Raw genomic sequence first — 23,978 nt, forward strand, 5'->3', positions numbered from 1 at the left:
ACAGATTCATTTTTAAAATCAAAGACTCATTTTCCCAAGGTAACGGGTGTCCCCGGTCGAGCAGCCGCTTCCACCACCTTCCGACGATTCACTTCCACCTTTCCTTTCACCAGTTCCGGAATATTGAACGAATACAGGAAACGCCGATAGAAATCCGGAGATTCCTGCGGCACCACAAAAGGCTTGCTGCACACGCCGTCCGCACCAATGTGTACCAGGTAAGGATGGGTATACAGTCCGTCTATCCGCCGGCTGCTGAACACCAGCCACCGGCCGCTGCTGCTCCAGGAGTGATAACTTTCTACATCCCGACTGTTGGCTGCTGTCATCGGAGTCCATTTCCGGGTATGCAAATCCATCAGATACAAATCGGCATCCTTGTGCCAGATAGAGAAATTACCATAAGAGGCAGCCGTAAACACCAGAAATCTGCCATCCGGCGATACCCGAGGGAAAGAAACACTCTTTTTCAGATTATCGGCCTGAAACAAAGTATCCACCTGATTCCCGAACTTCCTATTTTCAGAGTCGAAGCCGATGGCACACAGACTGTACCGCACCTGTTCGAACTCGGCAGGCATCGGCCGGGCCGTTGCCGAACAGAAATAAAGGGTTTTCCCATCGGGAGAAAAGGTGGGAAAAGTCTCGAAAGCACCGGAAGCCGACAACAACGAATCGGTCACGACCTCATGCCGACGGACATCGTATACCACTACATCCGATGCCAGATCGTACACCTCTATCCGGTTGGGATGGTTCATGTGAAAAGCCTGACGGGTCTGGTTGACCGAAAAAGCAACATAATTGCCAGAAGGGTGCCACGACGGATAAACCAAAGTCTGGATAGCCTCGTTCACCTTGGTATCCAGTTTTTCCACCCCCTCTTTTCCTGCCAGATAGGTTCCTCCCAACTTGGCCCGCATGTGAAACAGCATTTCCGACGGGTCTTGCGAACGGAACGAATGGCAATTCATGCAGTTATGCTGTGTGGATTCATTGGTCAGAATGGCCGTCTGACGGAAACCGGTCAGGTCACGCTGGTAGATACCCATGGTATTCCATAATTCATACCCCGGCCCTATCAGTCGATACACCAGATACGGGTCGACCGCATCGGCCGATACATGCCACCGGAAAGGCTGATAGACCACCCATTTTCCCTGTCGCTTGACGAATACCTTCACTTCCAGGTCCTTGCCGGCTGCCGTTTCCAACAACCGCTTCCATCCTTTTTCCGGAATCCGGAAACCGTCTTCACTGGAACCGACCACCAGTTTCTCCGTTCCGCAAGACACGGTTGCCACAGCTTCTTCTCCAATTTCCATTTCCAGGCAGAAACACAAAGGAGCAATATTCGCCGGAATTGTCACATCCAGGTAATCCGGGAAAATAGCCGGCTGCTCCGATAAGGTTTCTTCTGCCACCGGTTCAGACGAAGAACATCCTGTCCCCACAAAAGCCATCAGCAGGAACCATACATATATAATTATTATCCGATTCTGTTTCATCTGTTTTTTCTCTCTTATTTCGTAAACATGTAATAAAACCAGAAAGTATCTCCGAAATGATTCTGCAACCGATAGGCCAGACTATGATCCTGCCGACCGGCAGAGACCAGTCCTCCGTATTCCTTGAAACGTCCGGCCACAGCTTCCGACACACCGTATGCCGCCCATAACTCCGGCTCTCCGGCATGCATAAAGACCCATGCTTCCTGAAAAGCGACCGGCAACGGACAGACACTGCCTGCCTGTTTCCAGTATTCCATCAGTTCGCCGAAAGACTTCAAATCCTTACATAACAGACAAATGGCTCCGAAATATTGGAAAGCCGGCTGATACTCCGGATTCGAGCGGACCACCTGAAACAAGTCTACCGCCGCTTTCTGCGCATTCGTCAGTCCTGAAGCATGCTGTACACAAGCCTGCCGGGGACCCAGCTCCGCATCCTGCCGAAGCAGTTCCGGATGATGCAGGAAACGACGGTATGCACCGGCCTGTTCCGCATACATGCAGGTCTCTTCCAGCAACGATATGTATTTTTCGGCCACTGCATCATGACCGCCAATCAGATTGGTCTGTACCAGCCTCAGCAACAGGCGGGGATTCACAGCCCGCTCCGAAGCAATCATTCCCTCGAAAGCCATTTCCTGAGACAAAGCAAGATTCCCCATCTGATAATAGACATCGCTCAACAGCATGGAAGCATTGACCGTTTTATTCCAGGAAATGACGGCCCCCCATCTTCCACACTGCGGATAACGGAAAAGTTCGTCTCCCAATTTACCGAGATGAGAGAGAGCCAGATTCTGATAACAGGCGTGCATGGCGTTCTGTCCGGCACGCAGTCCCGGATAATCGAGTATCTGCTGCCACTGTCCGGTACGGCTGTAATAATCCAACACCTTGATTTCATAGTTCCGGTCATTGCTATAGTGTCTGATGCCCTGATGGAAAATTCCGGCCAACAGGCATATCTGTATTCCCCAAGAAGCCCAAAGCCTCCAGCCGGACAAAGATTTCCGGCTCCGGTGCAATATACAGGCTGCCAACACATTCAGCAGCACCAGGATTCCCGGCAGGTAATTGACTTTCTGAGACAGCAGCAACGGATGATAATAGGCATCGGGCGTAGCCAACAGGCGCCATTCTCCTCCCCATCCCAAGCCATACAACAGCAACGGAAGTCCGAATCCCCAAGGAAGCAGCAACAGGCTTCCTCCTTTCCACCGGCTCTTCCCGCAACATACTTCCCAAAGTACGGCCGCTATCACCGCCAGCAACAGATGAGGACCTGCCAGCAGATATCCTACCCATGCGGTAACAGCCCCATACACCATCCGCCAGCGGAAACTGCCTATCCGTAAGTAACCGTTCAGACAGACCAGCGCCAGCAACAGGCTCAACAGACCGTCAAAATGATAATTGAAATCCATACAGGCCCAGACCGTACAGATACCCGGCAACAGGTACAGCAACGGAAGGGAGCAGGACACAGCTATCTTTCTCCAGACATTTTTCATCAACCAGCCCAGGACTACAACCGACAATCCCATTACCAGCGGACCGACAAAAGGTATCAGAAAGAACTGGACAACGAAAGCAGCCAGATAAGCGGTTACACCTCCTACCTGCCACAAGGTATCGACAGCATATTCCTTGCTGAAGCGGAACATGTAGAACTGTTCCTGATAAAAGAAATGATAAGCCAGAAAAGACTGGCAATAACCGGCTACCGCCAGTCCCAACAGCAGCCAGCCTCCCCCACTTACGACATGTTTTTTCCAGGTATCCATGTAGTTTCCTTAAATATTCCAGTGTTTCATATAAGTGCCCAAAGGTATAAAAGATTCCTCAAGAACCCTAAAAACAGCCCGGGAAAAAACGAACGGACGTATCGGAGCAAACGAACGGACATCTTGAGGAAAACGTCCGTTCGTTCCAAGTCAAACAAACGGACGTTTTTCCGGAAGACATCTCAACGGCATAATCGCATACATTTTCAAGCGGGAAAAGCCCATTGCATCAATTTTTTCGTACCTTTGCAAATCATCACACAAAGAATCGATTATGAGTCCGTTAGATTATACACACATACTGACCAAAGCGGTGGACGAGCTGTCAGACAGCCAATCCTATCAGGGACTGTTCCACCAGCACAAGGAAGGTGAACCGCTCCCGTCGGGGAAATCGCTGCAACGCATCGTAGAGCTGGCCCGCTCCATCCTCTTCCCGGGGTATTTCGGAAATTCCACCATCAACAGCCAGACCATCAACTACCACATCGGAGTAAACATCGAGGAACTCTTCGAACTGCTGACCGACCAGATTCAGGCCGGACTCTGTTTCGGTGTGGAGAACTCCGGCATCCAGGAATATGAATCTCCCTGCCGTGCCACGTCGGCCAAACTTGCCGCCGAATTCATCAGTCACCTGCCCGAAATGCGGCAGATTCTGGCTACCGATGTGGAAGCCGCCTACTACGGCGACCCGGCAGCTACCTGTTTCGGCGAAATCATCTGCTGTTATCCGATTATCCGTGCCATCACGAATTACCGGATTGCTCACGAACTGTATAAACTGAATATTCCACTTATTCCGCGCATCATCACCGAAATGGCACACTCGGAAACCGGTATCGATATTCATCCGGGCGCACAGATAGGACACCACTTCACCATCGACCACGGAACAGGAGTTGTCATTGGTGCGACCTGCATCATCGGAAACAATGTCAAACTGTATCAGGGAGTCACCTTGGGAGCCAAAAGTTTCCCGCTGGACGATGACGGAAACCCCATCAAGGGAATCCCCCGCCACCCCATCCTGGAAGACGATGTCATTGTCTATTCCAACGCTACCATCCTGGGCCGTATCACCATCGGCAAGGGAGCTACCATCGGCGGTAACATCTGGGTAACGGAAAGTGTAGAACCGGGCGCCCGCATCGTACAGCGGAAAAGCAAGGATTTCTAAGCTGTTTCCAAACAGCCGTCATGTCAAGCATTTTATGTACAAACAGTTGACCGACTGGCTGAAAATACCTATTTTTGCACAATCATTTGAAATTACGTAATTAAATCAACATGAATCAAGAATTCGAGCTGATTGCCAAAACCTTCCAAGGGCTGGAAGATGTATTGGCACAAGAACTCACCGAGTTAGGAGCGAGCAACATTGAAATCGGACGCCGCATGGTTTCCTTTACAGGCGACAAAGCTATGATGTATAAGGCCAATTTCTGCCTGCGTACCGCTATCCGTATCCTGAAACCCATCAAACATTTTACTGCCAAGACAGCAGACGAAGTATACGACGCCGTAAAAAGCATCGCCTGGGAAAACTATCTGGACAACATGAGCAGCTTTGCCGTAGATGCCGTAGTATTCTCGACCGAGTTCCGTCATTCCAAGTTCGTGGCTTATAAGGTGAAAGATGCTATCGTAGACTATTTCCGCGAAAAGACCGGTAACCGTCCGTCAGTACGCATCAACAATCCGGACCTGGCCATCAACATCCACATTGCCGAAGACCAGTGTACCCTTTCGCTCGACAGTTCCGGCGAGTCACTGCACCGACGCGGCTACCGTCAGGAACAGGTGGAAGCTCCGCTGAACGAGGTACTGGCCGCAGGTATCATCCTGATGACCGGCTGGCGTGGAGAATGCGACCTGATTGACCCGATGTGCGGTTCGGGTACCATTCCTATCGAGGCGGCTCTGATTGCCCGCAACATCGCTCCGGGTGTGTTCCGCAAGGAATATGGCTTCGAAAAATGGAAAGACTTCGACCAGGAACTGTTCGATTCCATCTATAACGACGATTCACAGGAAAAAGAATTTACCCACAAGATATACGGATACGACAACAATCCGAAAGCGAACGAAATCGCTACCCACAACGTGAAGGCAGCGGGCGTCAGCAAGGATGTCATACTGGCCATCCAACCGTTCCAGCAGTTCGAACAGCCGGCGGAAAAGAGTATCATCATCATGAACCCGCCTTACGGCGAACGTATCTCTTCGGAAGACTTGCTGGGGCTGTATCAGATGATCGGTGAACGCCTGAAACATGCCTTTACAGGGAATGACGCCTGGATTCTGAGCTACCGCGACGAATGTTTCGACCAGATTGGCTTGAAAGCCTCTGTAAAGATACCTCTGTTCAACGGTGCCCTGGAATGCCAGCTCCGCAAATACCAGCTTTTCGACGGTAAATTCAAGGATTTCCGCAGTGAAAACAGCGATACCGAATTCAAACCGAAACGGGAAGGAGAAGACAAGAAACCGTTCAGACGCCCACGCATGACAGCAGAAAAGGCTACCTACGACCGGAACAGACGTTCCGAAGGCCGCAGCAGACGGAATGAAGAAGAACGCGGTGAGCGCAAAGGTGGATTCCGCGACCGGAAAGAAGGCTTCCGCGAAGACCGCAAGGGAGGTTTCCGAGGTGACCGGAAAGAAGGTTTCCGTGGAGACCGCAAGGAAGGATTCCGCGAAGACCGCGAACGCCGCAACAGCTTCCGTAACAGAGATACTGAGAATCCGCGTCCGAAACGGCCGAATACCGACGACGGACGTCCGAAACCGGGACCACGTCCGCAGTACATGCACGACCTGCGCAAGAAAAGAGAAGAATTGAACGAAGACTGATAAAACCCGATTATTCATGAAACGTATATTTCATTTCATACTGTTCTGCTGTATGACGGCACTGAGCGCTACTGCACAAGAAAAGAAGGCATTTACCCTGGAAGATGTCATTCCGGGTGGAGAGAACTACTTCAACCTGGTTCCGAAATCAATGCCCGGCCTGCAATGGTGGGGAGATGTCTGTGTCCGCACCGATGTGGAAGCTATCCAACAGATTGATTTAAAGAACGGCAAAGAAAAACCGCTCGTTACACTGGAAGAGGTAAACGCGGCCTTGTCCGGCAACAACCTGCCGTATAAGCCGGAATATTCCATCAAACCGCTGCGTACCTTGTCCGGCGCTTCACTGCCATGGGGCGACCGGAAGGTCATCCTGTTCTCAGGAAAGGCCGGCAACGAACAGGTCAGCGAAAACTACATGTTCTGCTACGACTTCGGAAAGAAACAGATTACCAACATGTTCCGTATCCCGGAACAGGGAGCTGCCAACTATGATTTCTGCAAGGCCAACGGTTACCTGGCCTATACAGCCGGCGACCACCTGTACATCGCCAACCAGGGAGAGACCAGCAAGGCTGTCAGCCCGGAGAAAGACAACGAGAAACTGCATGACATCGTATACGGACAGGCCGTACACCGCAACGAATTCGGTATCTATAAAGGTACATTCTGGAGTCCGAAAGGCACTTACCTGGCCTTCTACCGCATGGACCAGAGCATGGTGACCGATTATCCGCAGGTGAACACCTCTACCCGCATCGCCACCCTGGAACCGGACAAATATCCGATGGCAGGCATGACCAGCCATCAGGTAACCGTCGGGGTATACAACGTACAGTCCGGCAAGACTGTATACCTGCAGGCAGGCGATCCGACCGACCGCTACTTCACCAACATCAGCTGGTCGCCGGATGAAAAGAACATCTACGTCATCGAACTGAACCGTGACCAGAACCATGCCCAACTGGTACGCTACAACGCCGAAACCGGTGCCAAGGAGGCTGTTCTCTACGAAGAGACTCACCCGAAATACGTAGAGCCTCAGCAACCCTTGCTGTTCCTGCCGTGGGACAGCAGCAAGTTCCTGTATCAGAGCCAGCGTGACGGCTTCAACCACCTGTATCTGTTTGATACGGCATCGGAAGTGACTCCGGTGGAAAAAGAAGCGAAGGCCGGCGGTACCTACAAGGAATCTGTCAAGGTCACTCCACTGACCCAGGGAGACTGGCTGGTACAGCAGGTATTGGGATTCAACCCGGCCAAGAAACAGGTCATCATCGGAAGTACGGAAATCTCTCCGTTGCAGACCAATATCTTCACGGTCAATGTAAACGACGGAAAGCGTACCTTAATCGGCAAGGAAGACGGTATGCACTACGCCCAATTATCGGCCAGCGGTACTTATCTGATAGACAACTTCAATTCCTTCAGTGTTCCACGTGAAATCAGTCTGCTACCGACCAACGGAAAACAGGGAACCGTACTGCTGACCGCTACCGACCCGCTGATTGAAAACTACAACCTGCCGGAAATCACACTGGGTACATTGAAATCGGCCGACGGAAAGACAGACCTCTACTACCGTCTTATCAAACCGGTCAACTTCGACCCGAACAAGAAATACCCGGCCATCATCTATGTATACGGTGGTCCGCATGCCCAACTGATTCATAACAACCGCTTCTACGATGCCCGTGGATGGGACCTGTACATGGCTCAGAAAGGATATGTCATGCTTACGGTTGACAGCCGTGGCAGCGACAACCGCGGATTGAACTTCGAGAACTGCACCTTCCGTCACCTGGGTGAAGAAGAAATGAAAGACCAGGTAGAAGGAGCCAAATTCCTGCAATCCCTACCCTATGTAGATGCAGATAAAATCGGTGTACACGGCTGGAGCTTCGGAGGTTTCATGACCACCAACCTGATGCTGACTTATCCGGAAATCTTCAAGGTAGGCGTAGCCGGAGGTCCGGTCATCGACTGGCACCTGTATGAAGTGATGTACGGAGAACGCTACATGGACAGTCCACAGGACAATCCGGAAGGCTACAAGAACTCCAACCTCCGCGAAAAGGCCGGCAACCTGAAAGGCCGTCTGCAGGTCATCATCGGCGGAACGGACCCGACCTGTGTACCGCAACATACCTATACCTTCCTGCGTGCCTGCATCGAAGCCGGCACACATCCGGACCTGTTCATCTATCCGGAGGACGGTCACAACATGATGGGAAGAGACCGGGTACACCTGCATGAACACATCACCCGTTACTTTGAAGATTACCTGAAATAAACCAATTAAACCTTTACAACGATATGAAGCTTTTATTATTAGGTTCAGGTGGACGTGAACATGCCCTGGCATGGAAAATCGCCCAAAGCCCGAAAATCGAAAAATTATACATCGCTCCGGGAAATGCCGGAACACGTGAAGTAGGCGAAAACGTAGCCATCAAGGCCGACGATTTCGATGCCATCAAACAGCTGGTACTGGAAAAAGGTATCGACATGGTAGTAGTAGGACCGGAAGACCCGCTGGTAAAAGGTATCTATGACTACTTCAAGAACAATGAAGCGCTGAAAGCCGTTCCGGTCATCGGTCCATCCAAAGCCGGAGCCGTACTGGAAGGCAGCAAGGAATTTGCCAAAGGCTTCATGCAGCGTCACCACATCCCGACTGCCGGCTACAAGAGCATCACTGCCGCCAACCTGGAAGAGGGACTGGCTTTCCTGGAAACACTGGAAGCTCCATACGTACTGAAAGCCGACGGTCTGTGCGCCGGAAAAGGCGTACTGATTCTGCCTACCCTGGAAGAAGCCAAGAAAGAGCTGAAGGAGATGTTGGGCGGTATGTTCGGAAACGCCTCATCGACCGTAGTCATCGAAGAGTTCCTGAGCGGTATCGAATGCTCGGTATTCGTACTGACCGACGGAAAAAACTACAAGATTCTGCCGGAAGCCAAGGACTACAAACGTATCGGCGAAGGCGATAAAGGCCTGAATACCGGCGGTATGGGTTCTGTATCTCCGGTTCCGTTTGCCGATGCTGCCTGGATGAAGAAGGTGGAAGACCGCATCATCCGTCCGACCGTAGAAGGACTGGCCGCCGAAGGCATCGACTACAAAGGTTTCATCTTCTTCGGCCTCATCAATGTGAAAGGTGAGCCGATGGTCATCGAATACAACGTACGCATGGGCGACCCGGAAACAGAAAGTGTCATGCTGCGTATCAAGAGCGACCTGGTAGACCTGTTCGAAGGAGTCGCTGCCGGTAACCTGGCCGAGAAATCCCTCGAAATCGACCCGCGTTCGGCAGTCTGCGTCATGCTGGTATCCGGCGGTTATCCGGAAGCCTACGAAAAAGGATTCCCGATGACAGGTATCGAAGAAGCAAAGGCTGGTGGCAGTATCGTTTTCCACGCAGGAACCGCCATGAAGGACAATCAGGTAGTGACCAGCGGCGGACGCGTCATCGCTGTCAGCTCTTACGGAACCAACAAGGAAGAAGCCTTGGCTCTGTCATTCGAAAATGCCGGAAAGATTCACTTCGAAAAGAAGTATTTCCGTTCCGACATCGGATTCGATCTGTAATCAATCAAGAAAACTATGTCTGTAAAAAACAGATTCCAATATCAGGTAGCAACGGGTAGATTGACTCTTCCCGTTGCTATTCTTTTGTCATTGGTGTTCTGCGGAATCTCCTTCCAGGGCTGGGAGAGTCTGGGTGCATGGCTCATGTGTGCCTGCGTCACCTACCTGATTATCGAATTGAACACCACCTTTGCCCTGATACGGACACGTACTTCACTCCCCTCCGCGTTCTTTCTAGTCTGTTTTTCCGTCTGTCCGTTCCTACATACCTTCGGTGCCGGGACCTTTCTGCCGCTGCTGTTCATCGGTATGCTTTTCTCCCTGTTCAGAAGCTTCGAATTGCCTTCCGCATCGACCACCATCTATCACGCATTCTGCTGTGTAGGAATCATCGGAATCATCGTTCCGCAGACACTTTACCTGACTCCCGTCCTGTATCTGCTGATGATTCAGCTCCGCTCCCTGAATCCACGCACCTTCTTTGCCGGTGTGCTGGGACTGCTGACTCCCTACTGGTTAGGAAGCTGCTACCTGCTCTACAAAGGGAACTGGCTGGAAACAGCCCAGGAATTCCGCCAACAGCTGATACCGGTTATACCCGATTATAACCTGCTCGGATGGGACCAATACCTGTCGTTGGGAATCCTACTGGCCATCACCCTTCTGTGTACGGCACAAAGCCTGACTCAAACCTATCAGGACAAGGTACAGACCCGTATTCTGCTACGGACACTCATGGCACTGGAAATCATCGTTATCGCCTTCATCCTGTTACTTCCTGCCTCTTTCAACGGGTTGTTCCCGATGCTGCTGATATGCGCCTCGATATTCTTCGGCCATTTTTTTGCGCTGGTATTCAACCGGTTCACACAAATCAGCCTGTGGGTTATCCTCGCCCTTCTAGGCATCATGACACTTTTCAACGTATGGACGCATTTTTACACTATCTGACGGAATGGGGATACATCGGTATGTTCATTTCCGCCTTCCTGGCAGGGACCATCCTGCCCTTCAGTTCGGAAGCTGTATTACTGGCCTGTATCGGTCTGGGACTCGACCCCGTATGGTCTACTATCTCCACCACCGCCGGAAACGCTTTGGGCGGACTGACCTGCTACTGGATAGGACACCTGGGCAAAATGGAATGGATAGAAAAATACCTGAAAGTGGACAAGAAACAGCTGGACAAAGCATCCCGCTTCATCCATGGGAAAGGTGCCTGGATGGCACTGTTTTCTTTTCTGCCCGTCATCGGCGACGCTATCCTCATCGTATTGGGACTGATGCGTGCCCACATAGGTATCGTCACTTTCTCCATGACCCTGGGGAAACTGATACGGTACGTACTGCTCGTGGCAGCCGCTTTGGGCATCTTCCGCCTTTTCTAAACTTTCCCTCTTAAAACAAAAACACCTATGATTCAAATTGAACAGACAGCCGATGGCAGCCAGACCCTTTTCGTGCCGGAACTGAACGAACATTATCATTCCGTAAAAGGGGCACTGACAGAATCGGAACATATCTTTATCCAGATGGGACTGAAACATTCTTCTGTAGAAGCCCCGCACGTACTGGAAATCGGATTCGGTACAGGACTGAACGCTTTCCTCACGCTGCTGACAGCCGATACCGACCAACGGAACATCCATTATACAACGCTGGAACGTTATCCCGTTACGCCGGCATTGATTGAACAGCTGACATACCCGGAACTGATTTGTCCGGAAAGAAAGGATGATTTCCAGGCCCTGCATCAGGCTGCCTGGAATACCGACGTACAGCTAACCCCTTATTTCACCCTGCACAAGGTAGAAACAGACTTCACCTCGTATACCTTTCCCGCCACCTACGACGTCATCTACTTCGATGCCTTCGCACCGGAAAAACAGCCGGAAATGTGGACACAATCCTTGTTCGACACTTTGTATCAACAACTGAATCCACAAGGCATCCTGACGACTTACTGTGCCAAAGGAGCCGTAAGACGCATGTTACAGGCTGCAGGATTCATGGTAGAACGTCTGCCGGGTCCTCCGGGAGGAAAACGGGAAATTCTACGGGCAACCAAACGCCTCTGAACCAATCTTACCCTTCTCCCCAACAAAAAAAGAATCGCTGTAACTAATGCCTCAGTGGAAGCATTAATACAGCGATTCTAACCCCCTATATCAACAAGACTAACCTATAATCCGTTTTTATTTGAACAGTTTCGGAGCAAACTCTGTCAGATAAATACGCCAGTTCTTCCATATATGGCCACCGTCTGTTTCCATATAGGTATATTTATAGCCATTATCATCCAATATTTTCCGGAAATCTGCATTGTCCTTGTACAGGAAGTCTGTCTTACCGATACCAATCCAATACAGTTTCGGAGCATTTTTGAACTGTACAGCCAATTTATCTTCCAGATTCTCGTATACATCCGAGGTAACTCCTTTGTTTACCTGCTTACTGGTAGCCGCGGAGAAAAGTCCTACATAACCGAACTTATCCGGATAATAAGCCGAGATATACAATGAATGGAATCCACCCATTGACAGACCGGCGATAGCCCGGTGATTCTTATCGGTATATACCCGATAATTCTTCTCGATGTACTTCATGACATCCGGAAACGCCTTTTCGATGGCTCCATCCATGGTTTTCGGGTTCATGAATGAAGGTTTCACCATGCTGTTCGGAGCTTCACCCGGAGCCGCTTCCTGGGCACCGTTTCCGTTCGGCATAACCACAATCATCGGTTCAGCCTTTCCCTGGGCAATCAGGTTATCCAGAATCTGTGCGGCACGTCCCAATTCTGTCCATGCGTTCTCATCGCCACCTGCTCCGTGCAACAGATAAAGAACCGGATATTTCTTCTTGCTGCTTTCATAACCAGCCGGTGTATACACTGTCATTCTCCGGGCTTCCATATCCAGTCCCGGACTACTGTACCATACCTTGGCAACTGTTCCATGAGGAACTTCCTGAACCATATAGTTATCGGCCTGTCCACCACCAATCAGAAAGATATTGGTCATGGTGGCAATATCACGGTTCTGATAAACGTTGTTCGGGTCCGGCATCTTCAAATCATTCACATACAAAGAATAACTGTAAAGTTCGCTGGGCAATACTGAAGAAGTATATTCCCATACTCCATTCTTTCCTTCCTTGAAGGAAGCTCTGCTCGGAATATCCTGCGGACCGAACGGAGTATCTACTTTGGTAGGAGGAAGAAAATCCCCCTCAATCTCTACCTTCGAAGCTTTAGGAGCATGTATGCGGAAAGTTACCGTATTATCTTCGTTGATCTGAGGGGAAACCAAATCTGTACCTCCCCAAAGAGCCTGCTGGGCATTCACTCCCAAACAAAGTAAAAAGGCGCTAGCAAATAATGTCAGTTTTTTCATAATAAATCATTTTTAATTACACATATCTTCCGTTTTTACCATCCCGGATTCTGTTCCATGTTTGTATTCAACATGATTTCTTTTTCAGGAATAGGCAAAAGTAAGTTTTTTTCTTTAAAACCAGCCTGATTATTAGTAAAACCATCGGCGTTCACTGTAGGTGTACCATTCTGCATCATAAACGAAGGTACACTCTTTCCTTGATTAACCAAAACATCGGTGTCTCCCCAGCGTACCAGATCCTGGAAACGTACAGATTCCATACACAGTTCCAGTCTCTTCTCTATCTTGATGTCTTCGAGCGTTACATTGGTCTTGCTTGGAAGTTGTGCACGTGTTCTAATCTGGTTCACATAATCATCGGCTTTGTCCTGTCCGCTACCAGCCATTACATGCGCTTCGGCTGCCATCAGCAGTACTTCAGCATAACGCATGAATTTCACATTAATGTACTGATAGAATTGCAGTCCCGGATTATCGAACATACAATCTGATTTCAAGGCCCGGTACTTCCATGAGAAATATCCGGCATTTCCAGGCATGTTCTGTCCGTCACGAACGGTAATTCCCAAAGCCTTCAACTGGTCATAGGTAATGATTGACTTGTTCAAACGATATCCGTCCTTACCTTCTTCATCCACAAAAGCCTGATACAGTTCCTTTGTCGGATTACCGAATCCGTAACACCCCTGTGAAAATGCAGAAGCCTGTTCAGAGAAATCCATCATGGATGAACGCCATCCCAGCATACAGTATAACTGAGTAAACTGATTCCACATCTGTTCAGCATCATTTCTCATCTGTCCTTCCAGAATAGATTCGCAGCAGTTGTTGGCTTCCACATGCTGCAGACCTTCCAGGTTAGGATACAAGGCATATTTACCGGATTCTATCACTTTATCCAGAATAGCCGCTGCCTCAGCATATTTTCCTTGGAACAGGTAAGCCTTTCCCAAATAGGACATGGCTGCTTCCTTTGTCACACGGATATTACCTGTATTGTCGTTTACATCTGATTTAGATGGAAGGTCACTGGCACCGTTTACATCACCGATAGCCGCATTCAAGTCACTTTCAACAAATGCCCACAAGGTTTCTTTCGGGGTATTTCCCATGTGGTATTCATCCGGAGTAAGCAGATGATCCACCATCGGCACATTACCAAAAAGAGTAATCAAATCAATATAAGAAAAGGCGCGGAAGAATTTTGCCTCGGCAATTGCCCTACGTTTTGCTTCTGTATCGGGAGTTACCTTATCAATAATCAGATTCGCATTATACACCACCGTATACAAACCAGAATACAGACTGGAAATCATTCCATGATCCGAACCGAAAGTATACTCATTCAAACGTTCCATATCAGAGTTGTCACCTCGTGAACCACCTCCGGTATACATATCGTCTGACAAAAGGTTCTTGACAAAAAACCAATTGTAATGCTGGGAACGGAAAGCCACATATAAAGCCGACGCTGCAGATTCAACTTGATCATCCGTCTGATAATAGGTTTCCTGACTACCTACATCTCCATGTTTTCCAATATTCAGGCGGTCTTCACATCCTGTAAGGCTGGCAAGACATAAAAGTCCGGCCATCATATATAATCTATTTTTCTTTTTCATAATAATTCTGATTTAAAATTCAACATTGAAGCCTAACATTACTTTCTTTGAAGTAGGATAAGTACCCATATCGATACCCATACCAGAAGTATCGCTGGCAGAAGCTTCCGGATCAAATCCATCATACTTAGTAAACGTGAAGAAATCTTCCAAAGAAACATACAGTCTCATGTTCTGGATGAAAGCTTTCTTTGTCCACGCTTTCGGCAATGTATAACCCAACTGAATCTGTTTGATCTTGAAATAAGAACCATCGAATACCATAGCATCAGATACCAGATATTTATCCATGGAAGTAGCATTTGCTCTCGGAACAGAAGCTTGTGTGTGTTCTGGAGTCCAACGGTCATCATAGAAGAACTTCTTCATCTTGTTGGCTGAAATATGGTCTGAACGGGTAGCACAATTGAAGATATCGTTTCCGTACGAACCGCTTCCGAATACAGTCAAATCCAATCCTTTCCAGGCTGCTGTCAAAGTAATACCGTATGTAAAGTCAGGAATTGCATCGCCGATATAAGTCTTATCATTTTCATTGACAGTTCCATCACCATCAACATCTGCAAAAATCGGTTCACCTGTTTCAGGATCTACACCTTCGTATTCATAACCACGGAAATAGTAAACCGGATATCCTTCTTCAAAATAAGTAATCGTACTGGTATGGAAAGTTGTTCCTGCCAAACGGGTCAAAGAAGGATCCAGGTAAGTAACCTCATTCTTCAATGTAGCCAGATTTCCCTTAATGCTATAATTGAAATCACCGATGTTGTCTCTCCATCCCAATTCAAATTCAACACCTTTATTACTTACATTACCTGCATTAATCGGTGAAGTAGTACCACCGATAATCAAGGAAGGAGTAGTTCCTGTTACCAGCAAGTCTTTTGTTTTCTTGTTGAACCAGTCAACAGAGAAAGTCAGACGGTCATTGAAGAGACGGGCATCCAAACCGATATTCAACTGTTCAGAAGTTTCCCACTTCAAATCATCGTTACCCAAGCTATTCGGACGTACAGCAGTGATGTAGGTATTTCCCGGGACAAACGGATAATAACCGGAATTGTTCATGGTAGTACCGTATGCATAACCACCCAAGGCAGCCAAACTACCGTTCTGACCCCAGCTGGCACGCAATTTCAAGTTTGAAACGACATCCTTCAACGGTTCGAAGAAGTTTTCTTCAGAGATTGTCCAACCGGCAGATACTGCAGGGAAGTAACCCCAACGTCCGCTAGCAGGCAGATAAGCCAAATCGGCAGCATCAGCACGAAGAGAAGCCTGTAACATATACTTACCTGCAAAATCATATCCGATACGTCCGAAGTAAGAATACTTGGCTGTACGTGTCTTTTCACCGGTAATACTCTTGGAAGCAGAAGGGCTACCGTAGCTCAAATACCAGAAAGAAGGATCTCTACCCAGCAATGCATCTGCACCGTTTGCGCTATAGCCTGCTGTAATATAATCGTATGTAGATTCCTGATAAGACATACCCAACATAGCTGTAATGGTATGTTCGTTGAATGTCTTGATATAGTTCGCGAAGTTTTCCCACTGCCAATAAATGGTTGTACTTGATGTGCCACTCTGTGAAATGAAATTATTGTTCTGTACAGAGTTTCCATAATACGGCAAGTTCGTTGTAGAAGAACGGGTTCCGGAAAGACGATAACCGAAACGAGAAGTAATCACCAATCCGTCAAGCGGTTTCAATTCTCCATATACAGATCCGTTGACATTAAATCCGCTGTTTTTCGGAACTGTATTGTCTCTCATAATCATCGGATGATAGTTTTCAGATTCCACAAATTTAGAAACAGCATAGTAGTTTCCGTTTTCATCGGTAAGCAGAGTCTGTCCGTTGTTCATTGCAGCTACCATATTGTCCGGCAGGTTTCCCGGAGCATAAGTATCCGGAGTCAACGGGTCAAGTTCCATTACAGCCTGGAAGAAGCTTCCGTAAGCATTGTTCTGAGACAGCTGACGATAGTTGTATTTTTCAATCTGATTGGTAGTACCTACCTTCAACCAGTCTTTAATCTGATAATCCGCATTGATAGAACCGGTCAGACGTTTATAGAAGTCGGCATCTCCTTTGACGATACCATCATTGTCCAAATAAGAAAGAGACAGGTAATAGTTACCTTTATCATTTCCGTTAGAGAATGAAAGATTATGTTTCTGGATGATACCTGTTCCGAATACAACATCCGCCCAGTTAGTATCTGTTACACCATCCCAGTCATTCGCAAATTTACTGGCATCGTATACATTACCTTCCATCATATAGTTCTTATATTCTTGCGCATTCAGCAGTTCCGGAATTTTTCCTACAGACTGAATGGTATACTGGAAATCATAATTGATTTTACCTTGTCCTTTAGTACCTTTCTTGGTAGAAATCAATACGACACCATTACCGGCCTCAGCACCATAGATGGCAGCAGATGCAGCATCCTTCAACACTTCAATAGAAGCGATATCATTCGGGTCAAGACCTGAAATATCGGACAGACGGACACCATCCACTACATACAACGGATTGGATGAAACGTTAGAAGAGAAACCACGTACACGTACTGTAGGTGAAGAACCCGGAGCTGCAGAAGAAGAAATGATCTGCACACCGGCTGTCTTACCCTGCAGAGCTGCCTGCGGGTTGGCAACCGAACGGTTTTCCAAATCCTCAGTCTTTACCTGAGAAATGGCTCCTGTTACTGAACTTTTCTTCTGTACACCATAACCTACTACCACTACTTCGCTCAAAGTCTTTGAATCTTCTTTCATGCTTACATTCACTGTTTCACCGGAAACAACGATTTCCTGAGTTACATAACCGATGTAAGAAAAGACCAAAGTCTTTCCACTAGCCACGTTCAGCGAATAGTTACCATCGAAATCGGTAATGGTTCCGTTAGTCGTTCCTTTTTCAAGCACACTGACTCCAATCATTGGTTCTTTTGTGCCAGCGTCAAGTACTTGTCCTCGTACCGCAACCTGCTGTGCGGATACCACATGTGCCATGCATACAAACATCGCACATAGGATCAGTCTGATCCAATTCATTTTCTGTGTCATTTTCATATATTAGTAATTTAGAATTAAAAGCCGCGTACAGGAAATTCTGCAACGAACTGCATCAGTTGCGTATCAGGATTAGATTTCAGTTCGCAGGTATTATTGAAAATCATCAAGGCACCATTCTCCTTGGTGTAAGGCGTCCATTCCGGAAGTCCCGCTACATTCGGATTTCCAGTCTTGGCAAACTGTATCCAGGCACTGCTCATCTTATCGGCCAATGCCTGTGCATCTTTTCCACCACCGGTCATCGCCGCACTACGGGCGATATTATCGAACACAAAAGGTATTTCCATACAGTGTGTAGAACGTAAAATACCGTCCAAGGCCAGAGACTCCCATGCAAACTGATACATATATACCGGTGCTCCTTGAGCTGCCGATTTCCAATTCCCTTGTTCGATAGCATTCGGACGGAAAATCCGGTCTACATCCAATATATCTTTGGGTTGACAACCCGGATAAGTCTTTTTGAACAAATCAATAAACTCATCCGTACGTTTTCCAAATGTATCCTGCAGTATCTTCTTCACCTGTTCCATAGTAGCATTACGGAATGCCGGAACATACGTACTTGGACAGAATTCATGCAAGGTAGTACCAATCATCATCGGAATATCTTTCGACAATTCGATGGATGCTTCCGGTTGAGCCGGCAAGACAACTCCATCTACCGTCGGAGCCCATCCGAAAATAAATGTATGTACACCGTCCTTTTCGACTTCTTTTTTGACTTGGGCAACAGCCTTTTCACCAGCAGCCAGCAGTTCTTTATAAGGGACTTCTTTTATCTGGTCGATATTATGTGATTTCAAGCCCAGAATCTCTACAGTAGCAGCACCGATGCGGCGTGAATAGCTGCTTTCCATGGTACGGAGCATGGAACCACTCTGTACAATAGCCTTCTGGAACAATCCTTTGGCAGCAGGAGTTGCCAACAGCGTAGAGACTTTTCCTCCTCCACCGGATTGACCGAAAATGGTTACATTATTCGGATCACCTCCGAAATTGGCGATATTTGCATGTACCCATTTCAATGCTGCTACCAGGTCCAATAGCCCGACATTTCCACTTTGGGCATATTTTTCTCCATAAGCAGACAAATCAAGAAAACCCAATACATTCAACCGGTGATTCAAGGTAACCACCACTACATCTCCCTTTCTGGCCAGGTTCGCTCCATCATAACCCGGCAATTCCTGTCCGGAACCGGCACTGTAACCACCGCCATGAAGCCATACCATTACCGGACGTTTCTGCTGCTTGTCCAGTCCTTTTGTCCAGATATTTACCCGCAAGCAGTCCTCTCCCGGATATCCGTCATCCCAATCGAAAGCAAAGGCTATCTCATCCGATCTCCAGCCTGCCCGCTCTGCCTGTGGACAAGTAGGTCCGTACGCTCTCGAACTTCTTACCCCTTCCCACTTTTCTACAGGAACCGGCGGCATGAAACGCTCGGCCGTAGCATAAGGTATACCTTTATATATATACACTCCATTATCTATATAGCCTGAAACCTTTCCTGCTTCTGTTTCTGCCACAGTACTTGCTTCAGACGAAATCAGCTCAGTCGGCGATGTATTCTCATACCTTCCAACCTTCTCCTGGCTGTTACTGCACGCATTGTTCATCAACAACACGGCAAACAGTCCCACTGTAACCAGATGTTTCTTCATATTCTTCACTCGTTTTAAGGTTATACTTTCTGAATACAATATTACAGAATTCATTTCCAGTGGATTTTCATGCGTGTACAATTGATTTTCGTACAAGTAAAAGAAGTTTTCTATTTGTTCAACGGCTTATTTCTGTGTTCATGGAACGGCTTTCAATTACTTTTTACCATCATTTTTATCTTACTTTCACAAAAGATATTACCTTTGCAAAACCAGAAAAGCACTTGAAACAAAAACCTAAACCGACAAAGTAAATGAAAACTTTAGTTAGCCTCTTAGCCCTTATTGTATGCTTATTTTTACCTGGTTGCCACTCCTCGCTTGAAACTGGGCCGAAGGATTCGGAAAACATGGTCCGAATGGATTATTCCATTTCCAACCTGAAAGTACAAAGCATAACCGAAGACCAGTTCGGCCATATCTGGATAGGTACCTTTAGAGGCCTGAACAAATATAACGGCTATCAATACCAACAGTTCTTCCACTCGGACAATCCAAGCTCTTTAAGCTATAATGGAGTAAATACTCTCTACCTGGACTCTAAAAAACGTCTGTGGGTAGGAACTCAAAGAGGTGTCAACATCTATCAGGAAAACGATACCTTCAAACAGTTCATCTTACATGGAGAAAACTGGAATATTCAACACATCCTGGAGAACAGTAAAGGAGAAATCTATCTGGATGCCATCAGTCACCTGTACAAATACAACGAAAAGACATCAAGTTTTGATGTCGTACTGACCCTCGACGACGACAAGCCATTTACCTCTGTACATTATTTCCTAGACCGGAAAGACAGGATATGGAGTGTAGAAGGAAATGAAATATTATGTTACTCCCCAGACAACTACCAAATCATCAAACGAGTCCAGCTACCGTTTATCGCCATATACAACTTTCTGAGCAATAACGGAAATCTGTGGATTTCTTCGGAACAAGGACTTTGTATCTTCGATACCAAGGCAGAAGATTTCATCCCTGTCCCCACTCCTATGACTACCCATCCGCTTTTCAAAGGAACGATTGTTTCTTTCATTCATTTTCACACCGAATCGGAAATGTATCTGGTTACCTCCAAAGGGCTGTTCCTTTACAAGTCCAATGAACAGAAAATGATTCACCAGTCCGAGAGTTCGTTCCCGTATCAGGTTTCCGACTACCATGCAACCACCTTATTCACCGATTCCCAAAAGAATCTGTGGCTTGGCACTTACAACCAAGGAGCCATCCTCCTCTCCAATAATAAAGACTATTTCAACTACAACAATGTAGTCGACAAATTCTTCCAGAAAAAATATATTTCCGGAGTCACATCCGACCAGGAAGGAAGAATGGTTGCTTTCGACCTGTTCTCACACCTGTACCTGTATCAACCTTCGAAAGACAACATTGAACTTCTAGCAGTTCCATTTCCCCTGGACAACACCTATTTATCTTCCCGGGGAATCCAGTTTATCGAGTTCGACAAAAAAGGATACTTGTGGATTCTATGCAATGAAAAGGATATATATTGCTGTACCCTTCAAAACAATACTTTACAGATCCGGCAGAAATTCCATCTTCCGAATCTTTGTACAGCCATACGAAGCGATTCGAACGGTACTGTCTTCGTATCCTCCCGGGAAGAATTCATATACAAACTGTCGGCAGGAAAAAATACCTTCGAAGAAATTCAATACCTTGACCGCCAAGGTTCGAAAACATACATCTATTCACAGGACATCCTGCCTGTCAAAGAAGGAAAAGTCATCATAGCCCCATTCAATATGGACCTTTACCTGTACGACAATGTATCGGGCGAAATCACTACGCTCCCATTCAAAGAAAAGGTTCATGACAAACTGGCCATCATAAAATGCATGTTCCAGGACTCAGAAGGAAAAGTCTGGATAGGTACACGTTCAGATGGAGTATATTACTTCTCTCCCGACCTGAAAACACTGACAAAGATAAAAGGAGTATCCAGTGAAGACATCTGCAGTTTCGAGGAAGACCAGCAGGGAAATATCTGGATAAGTACCTTATATGGATTGTTTAAATACGACCAGACCGATGCACACATCACCGGTTACTATGCATCCGACGGTATCGGAGGAAACCAGTTTGCCCAATACAGTTCATGCAGACTGGCAGATGGTACCCTCGTTTTCGGAGGAGCCCATGGACTCACCTACTTTAACCCCATCGATGTAGGACGGAAACAGCAGGTTCCCGTTCTGTTCGAACAGCTGAAAGTATACAACGAATGGATACATCCTACCCAAGAAGGAATCATCGACAAATCATTGAACTTCAATCCCAATATCCGGCTAAACTACAATGAAAACAGTTTCAGTATCTCGTACGCCGCACTGACCTTCACCAATGCACAAAAGATACATTATCAATATAAACTGGAAGGACACGACAAGCTTTGGATAGATGCTTCGAACAACCGAGAAGCCATCTATTCCAATCTGCCCGCCGGAAACTATACCTTTAAAGTACGTATTTTCAGTAATGACAAAAGTATTGTCGAAACCGAAAACAGTATCCATATAGCCATTTCTCCTGCTCCCTGGCTCAGCTGGTGGGCATATCTCATCTATTCTGTGTTTATCTTAGGAATCATCCTGCTTGGTATCTATATCATCCAGAGAATCCGTAAGGAACACCTGAAAGCGCAATGGGCAGAAATGGAACGGGAACAGGAAGTACGCACCAATCAGATGCACCTGAGCTTCTTTACAAACATATCACACGAGTTCCGTACTCCACTCACCATGATAGCAGGCCCCATTGCCACACTTTGCCGGAAAAACAGCTTCAGTCAGGAAGAAACCAGGTTGCTGAAGCTGGTACAACGAAGCGTAAACAGAATGCTGAAACTGATTAACCAAATCATGGATTTGGGTAAACTGGAAGGAGACGCACTGCGGCTATACGTTACAAAAACAGACCTTACACAAGAAGTACGTAATTACCTGGAAACAGTAAAAATCAATGCCGATGAAAAAAAGATTACACTTGCCTACGACAACATGCCTGCCAATTTATCTGCATGGATAGATACAGACAAACTGGAAAAAATTCTGGCCAATCTTTTATCGAATGCCTTGAAGTTCACTCCGTCAGGAGGACAGATAACCGTTTCTGTAGAAAAAATAAACCATGAACAGGCTTCGGCTTTATTCACCCTGAACGAAAATGACAGATTCAATCAGTACGTACTGCTTGAAGTGGCAGATACTGGCTGCGGCATTCCGGAAGAAAAGATGGAAAGTATCTTCCTGAAATACTATCAGATAAACAGTGACAAACAAGCTGTCTACAATTGCGGTACAGGTATCGGACTGTATTTTGTACGCCGGCTCGTATGGTTGCACCATGGCTACATCAAAGTAAAGAATGCCGTTCCTCATGGAGCGGTCTTCACTGTCCTGCTTCCTGTAGACGATGAAGCCTATCCGGAAAACGAACGGCAATCTACAACACAAGTTCCTGTCTTCGAATCCATAGCCATGACAGATGAAACAGAAAAACTGGAGAACGAAACAGATACAGATACAGAAAAACCCGTATTACTGATAGTGGAAGATGACAACGAACTCTCCGCTTATCTGAAACTGCTGTTCAGCCGAAGTTATCACATTGTTCACCGATACGATGCCGACAGTGCTTTTTCCGAACTGGAGAACATCAAGCCGGACCTGATTCTGAGCGATGTAGTCATGCCGGGAAAACTGGATGGTGTAGCTTTCTGCAAGAAAATCAAGTCGGGAAATCATTTCTGCCACATTCCGGTAATTCTTCTGACTGCCAAAACAAGGATGGAAGAACAGATAGAAGGTCTGAAAGCCCAAGCAAACGCATACGTCACCAAGCCCTTTGACCCGGAATATCTGAAAGCACTGCTGGTTTCACAACTCAACAACAGAGACATGGCTCGCAACATTCTGGGCAACAGTACAGATACTACACAACTGGAAGAAGGTTCCATCAATCCGCAAGACAAAAAATTCATGGATGAACTGTATGCGTTGATGGAAAAGGAATTGTCGAATCCGGAACTGAATATCATCAAGATTACAGAAGTCATGAAGATAAGCCGTACCAAATTCTACTACAAACTGAAAGCATTGACGGGTGAAAATCCAAGTATATTCTTCCGGAACTATAAACTAAACCGTGCCGCCGAACTGATGGCAACCGGCAAATATACAATCTCGGAAATAGCTGATATGACCGGATTCAGCACCCTTTCATTTTTCTCTGCCAGTTTCAAGAAGAAATTCGGGGTACCGCCCAGTGAATATAAACATTAAGAAAGAAAACTGCCGTATCTGGTAGCGGACCTGAACAGCAAAAAAACGTCCGGTTGTCTTCATGAAGACAACCGGACGTTTTCATGAAAACACGAGTTCGTTTGATATAAAACATGAGTTCGTTTTCGGCACACGGAAAGAAATATGTATCTTTG

Annotated in this window: 14 protein-coding genes; 8 read left to right on the forward strand and 6 right to left on the reverse strand. The window is 47.1% G+C overall.

Annotation, left to right across the window (positions count from 1 at the left end; all coding sequences use genetic code 11):
- Positions 1-26 precede the first annotated feature (26 nt).
- Together C510_RS0104945 and C510_RS0104950 are read right to left on the reverse strand one after the other, a co-directional pair.
- A complete protein-coding gene (locus tag C510_RS0104945) occupies positions 27-1,508 on the reverse strand; it encodes a TolB family protein (protein WP_018710229.1) in 1,482 nt (493 codons plus the stop codon).
- Positions 1,509-1,522: 14 nt separating this feature from the next.
- Entirely contained in the window at positions 1,523-3,295 is a 1,773-nt protein-coding gene (locus C510_RS0104950; RefSeq protein ID WP_018710230.1) for a DUF6057 family protein, read from the reverse strand.
- Between the two features lie 274 nt (positions 3,296-3,569).
- On the opposite strand from C510_RS0104950, the gene C510_RS0104955 reads away from it, so the two are divergent.
- From C510_RS0104955 to mnmC2, 7 genes are all read left to right on the forward strand, one after another.
- Complete coding sequence (locus C510_RS0104955; RefSeq protein ID WP_018710231.1) at positions 3,570-4,475, forward strand: serine O-acetyltransferase; 906 nt, start codon at positions 3,570-3,572, stop codon at positions 4,473-4,475.
- Between the two features lie 110 nt (positions 4,476-4,585).
- The gene (locus tag C510_RS0104960; protein WP_018710232.1) at positions 4,586-6,151 is read left to right on the forward strand and encodes a THUMP domain-containing class I SAM-dependent RNA methyltransferase; all 1,566 of its coding nucleotides are present in this window, start codon (positions 4,586-4,588) and stop codon (positions 6,149-6,151) included.
- A gap of 16 nt (positions 6,152-6,167) precedes the next feature.
- Entirely contained in the window at positions 6,168-8,444 is a 2,277-nt protein-coding gene (locus C510_RS0104965) for a S9 family peptidase (RefSeq protein WP_018710233.1), read from the forward strand.
- A gap of 23 nt (positions 8,445-8,467) precedes the next feature.
- A complete protein-coding gene (purD, locus tag C510_RS0104970; protein ID WP_018710234.1) occupies positions 8,468-9,742 on the forward strand; it encodes a phosphoribosylamine--glycine ligase in 1,275 nt (424 codons plus the stop codon).
- 15 nt (positions 9,743-9,757) lie between these two features.
- Positions 9,758-10,693, forward strand: coding sequence for a hypothetical protein (locus tag C510_RS0104975; protein ID WP_018710235.1), 936 nt, complete (start codon positions 9,758-9,760; stop codon positions 10,691-10,693).
- Positions 10,669-11,130: a YqaA family protein gene (locus tag C510_RS0104980; RefSeq protein ID WP_018710236.1), complete on the forward strand. Its 462-nt coding sequence runs from the start codon at positions 10,669-10,671 to the stop codon at positions 11,128-11,130. The genes C510_RS0104975 and C510_RS0104980 overlap by 25 nt, the downstream gene beginning before the upstream one ends.
- 30 nt (positions 11,131-11,160) lie before the next feature.
- Positions 11,161-11,820, forward strand: a complete 660-nt coding sequence (gene mnmC2 / locus C510_RS0104985) for a tRNA (5-methylaminomethyl-2-thiouridine)(34)-methyltransferase MnmC2 (RefSeq protein WP_025892211.1) — start codon at positions 11,161-11,163, stop codon at positions 11,818-11,820.
- Between the two features lie 117 nt (positions 11,821-11,937).
- Here mnmC2 and C510_RS0104990 read toward each other — a convergent pair whose 3' ends face one another.
- The 4 genes from C510_RS0104990 to C510_RS0105005 are packed head-to-tail and all read right to left on the reverse strand — an operon-like array spanning position 11,938 to position 19,519.
- A complete protein-coding gene (locus C510_RS0104990) occupies positions 11,938-13,137 on the reverse strand; it encodes an esterase (protein ID WP_025892210.1) in 1,200 nt (399 codons plus the stop codon).
- Between the two features lie 35 nt (positions 13,138-13,172).
- Positions 13,173-14,762 (reverse strand): RagB/SusD family nutrient uptake outer membrane protein, encoded by a 1,590-nt coding sequence (locus tag C510_RS0104995; RefSeq protein ID WP_022340472.1) that lies wholly within the window; start codon positions 14,760-14,762, stop codon positions 13,173-13,175.
- 12 nt (positions 14,763-14,774) lie between these two features.
- Positions 14,775-17,831: a SusC/RagA family TonB-linked outer membrane protein gene (locus tag C510_RS0105000; protein WP_034775854.1), complete on the reverse strand. Its 3,057-nt coding sequence runs from the start codon at positions 17,829-17,831 to the stop codon at positions 14,775-14,777.
- Positions 17,832-17,866: 35 nt separating this feature from the next.
- A complete protein-coding gene (locus C510_RS0105005; protein ID WP_018710241.1) occupies positions 17,867-19,519 on the reverse strand; it encodes a carboxylesterase/lipase family protein in 1,653 nt (550 codons plus the stop codon).
- A 359-nt stretch (positions 19,520-19,878) separates the two neighbouring features.
- On the opposite strand from C510_RS0105005, the gene C510_RS0105010 reads away from it, so the two are divergent.
- Complete coding sequence (locus tag C510_RS0105010) at positions 19,879-23,823, forward strand: two-component regulator propeller domain-containing protein (RefSeq protein ID WP_018710242.1); 3,945 nt, start codon at positions 19,879-19,881, stop codon at positions 23,821-23,823.
- The last annotated feature ends 155 nt before the right edge of the window (positions 23,824-23,978 follow it).

It is taken from the genome of Phocaeicola barnesiae DSM 18169 = JCM 13652, from assembly GCF_000374585.1.
Lineage (GTDB): Bacteria > Bacteroidota > Bacteroidia > Bacteroidales > Bacteroidaceae > Phocaeicola > Phocaeicola barnesiae.